This window comes from Mesorhizobium sp. M5C.F.Ca.IN.020.32.2.1, assembly GCF_004023105.1.
Lineage (GTDB): Bacteria > Pseudomonadota > Alphaproteobacteria > Rhizobiales > Rhizobiaceae > Mesorhizobium > Mesorhizobium wenxiniae.
The window spans coordinates 1-2,698 of record NZ_RZSX01000849.1 but is presented as its reverse complement, the minus strand read 5'-3'; the positions used below and the strand labels follow the sequence as shown (position 1 = coordinate 2,698).

Here is a 2,698-nt window from a genome sequence, read left to right as displayed (position 1 = left end):
AACCAGTACAAGGTCAACGGCTCGAAGACCTTCATCACCAACGGCCAGCTCGCCAATTTCATCATAGTCGTCACCAAGACCGATCCGGAGAAGGGCGCCAAGGGCACTTCGCTGATCGTCGTCGAGACCGGCGAGGTGGAAGGGTTCGAGCGCGGCCGCAACCTCGACAAGATCGGGCTCAAGGCCAACGACACGTCGGAACTGTTCTTCAACGATATGCGCGTGCCGACCTCCAATCTGCTCGGCCACGAGGAAGGCCAGGGCTTCGTCCAGCTCATGCAGCAATTGCCGCAGGAGCGGCTGCAGATCGGCACCGGCGCCATCGCCATGATCGAGCGGGCGCTGGCGTTGACCATCGACTACGTCAAGGAGCGCAAAGCCTTCGGCAAGGGGATTATCGAATTCCAGAATACCCAGTTCAAGCTCGCCGAACTGAAGACCGAAGCAACCATCGGCCGGGTCTTCTACAACGACTGCGTCGCCCGCCATGTCAATGGTGGCCTCGACCCGGTGACGGCCTCGATGGCCAAATACTGGCTGTCCGACCTGCAGGGAAAAGTCGTCGACGAGTGCCTTCAATTGCATGGCGGCTATGGCTACATGAATGAGTATCCGATCGCCCGCATGTTCCGCGACGCCCGCGTCCAGCGCATCTACGGCGGCACCAACGAGATCATGAAATTGCTGATCGGGCGGAGCCTTTAGGAGGTCGCATGTCGAAGCATTTTGCTGAGCTTCGCTGGAAGCCGGGAGCAGGGGAGGATTTCCTCTCCGGCCGGTATTCCCGCGTCCATGAACTTCATTTTGATGGCGGCGCGGCCGTCTCCGCTTCCGCATCGCCGACGATCGTGGCGGCACCTTTCAGCGATGCAAAAAACGTTGATCCGGAAGAACTGTTCGTCGCTTCGCTTTCTTCTTGCCACATGCTCTGGTTCCTGGACCTGGCAAAACGCGCTAAGGTCAGTGTCCGATCTTATCACGATGAAGCCGAAGGCCTGATGGCCAAGAATGCTGAAGGGCGCACGGCCATCACACATGTAACCCTTCGTCCGCTCGTCGAATGCGACGCGGACGTAGCTACAATCGAGAGCATTCACCACAAGGCGCATGACGCCTGTTTCATCGCCAATTCGGTGCGGACCGAAGTGGTGGTCGAACCCCGATTCTAGATCACAGGAGATCACCAATGGCCGAAGCTTATGTCTATGACGCAGTGCGAACGCCACGCGGCAGGGGCAAGAAGGATGGCTCGCTGCACGAGGTGCCGGCGGTGCGGCTCGGCGCCAAGGTGCTTGAGGCGATCCGCGACCGCAATGGGCTGGATACCGGCACCATCGACGACATTATCTTCGGTTGCGTCGACCCGGTCGGCGAGGCGGGTTCTGTCATTCCGCGTGCCGCCGCCTTCGAGGCAGGTTACGACACGAAAGCGCCCGGCATGCAGATCTCGCGTTTCTGCGCCTCTGGCCTGGACGCCATCAATTTCGGCGCGGCCAAGATCGCGCAAGGCGCCGACGAGATCGTCATCGCCGGCGGCGTCGAATCGATGTCGCGCGTCGGCATGGGCGCATCCGGCGGCGCCTGGTTCATGGATCCTTCGGTCGGCCTGCCGGGCTGGTTTGTGCCGCAAGGCATCTCGGCCGATCTGATCGCCACGAAATACGGCTTTTCACGCGACGACGTCGACGCCTATGCGGTCGAGAGCCAGAAGCGCGCCGCCAAAGCCTGGGGCGAACGCCGCTTCAAGAATTCGGTGATCTCGATCAAGGATCAGAACGGCCTGATCATCCTCGACCACGACGAGCACATGCGGCCTTCGACCGATATGCAGTCGCTGGCCGCACTCAACCCGTCCTTCGTCATGCCCGGCGAAATGGGCGGCTTCGATGCCGTCGCGGTGCAGAAGCATCCCGAGGTGGAGGAGGTCAATCACGTCCACCACGCCGGCAATTCGTCCGGCATCGTCGATGGCGCGGCGGCCGTTCTGCTCGGCTCAAAGAAGGCTGGAAAGTCGCTCGGCCTGAAGCCGCGCGCGCGCATCCGAGCATTCGCCAATATCGGCTCGGAACCGGTGCTGATGCTGACCGGTCCAGTCGACGTGACCGAGAAGCTGCTGAAGCGCGCCAGGATGAAGCTGTCGGACATCGACCTATTCGAGCTCAACGAGGCGTTCGCCTCGGTGGTGCTGCGCTACATGCAGGCTTTCGACATTTCGCACGATAGGATCAACGTCAATGGCGGCGCCATCGCCATGGGCCATCCGCTCGGCGCCACAGGTGCGATGATCTTCGGAACGGTGCTGGACGAACTGGAGCGCCGCGACCTGAACACCGCGCTGGTGACGCTCTGCATCGGCGCCGGCATGGGCACCGCAACGATCATCGAACGCGTCTGACGGGAGAAAGACGATGAGCTACACCAACTTCACCCTCGACATCGACGCTGACGGCATCGCGCTGGTCACCTGGGATATGCCTGGCCGCTCGATGAACGTCTTCACCGAAGAAGCGATGCTGGAACTGAACGCCATCGTCGACAAGGTGGCGAGTGACGCGGCGATAAAGGGGGCGGTGATCACCTCCGGCAAGGATAGTTTCTCTGGCGGCGCCGACATCACCATGCTGCAGAAGATGTTGGCGACCTTCGCCGCCGACAAAGCCAAGGACCTGGACAAGGCGACCAAGGCGCTGTTCGAGAA

At 61.3% G+C, this 2,698-nt stretch carries 4 protein-coding genes; all 4 read left to right on the top strand.

Annotation, left to right across the window (positions count from 1 at the left end):
• The coding region (locus EOA86_RS29825) for an acyl-CoA dehydrogenase family protein (protein WP_206630175.1) at positions 1-705 on the top strand (705 nt) is incomplete at its 5' end.
• 8 nt (positions 706-713) lie between these two features.
• Positions 714-1,169, top strand: coding sequence for an OsmC family protein (locus EOA86_RS29820; RefSeq protein ID WP_127316439.1), 456 nt, complete (start codon positions 714-716; stop codon positions 1,167-1,169).
• Positions 1,170-1,186: 17 nt separating this feature from the next.
• On the top strand, positions 1,187-2,395 hold the full coding sequence (locus tag EOA86_RS29815; protein WP_128344922.1) for an acetyl-CoA C-acetyltransferase: 1,209 nt from the start codon (positions 1,187-1,189) through the stop codon (positions 2,393-2,395).
• 13 nt (positions 2,396-2,408) lie between these two features.
• On the top strand, positions 2,409-2,698 hold a 290-nt coding region (locus tag EOA86_RS29810; RefSeq protein ID WP_245497419.1), incomplete at its 3' end, for an enoyl-CoA hydratase-related protein.

Bases quoted from the DNA above. Each gene is read 5' to 3' on its own strand.
- EOA86_RS29820 (WP_127316439.1), top strand. From the start codon at position 714: ATGTCGAAGCATTTTGCTGAGCTTCGCTGGAAGCCGGGAGCAGGGGAG.
- EOA86_RS29815 (WP_128344922.1), top strand. From the start codon at position 1,187: ATGGCCGAAGCTTATGTCTATGACGCAGTGCGAACGCCACGCGGCAGG.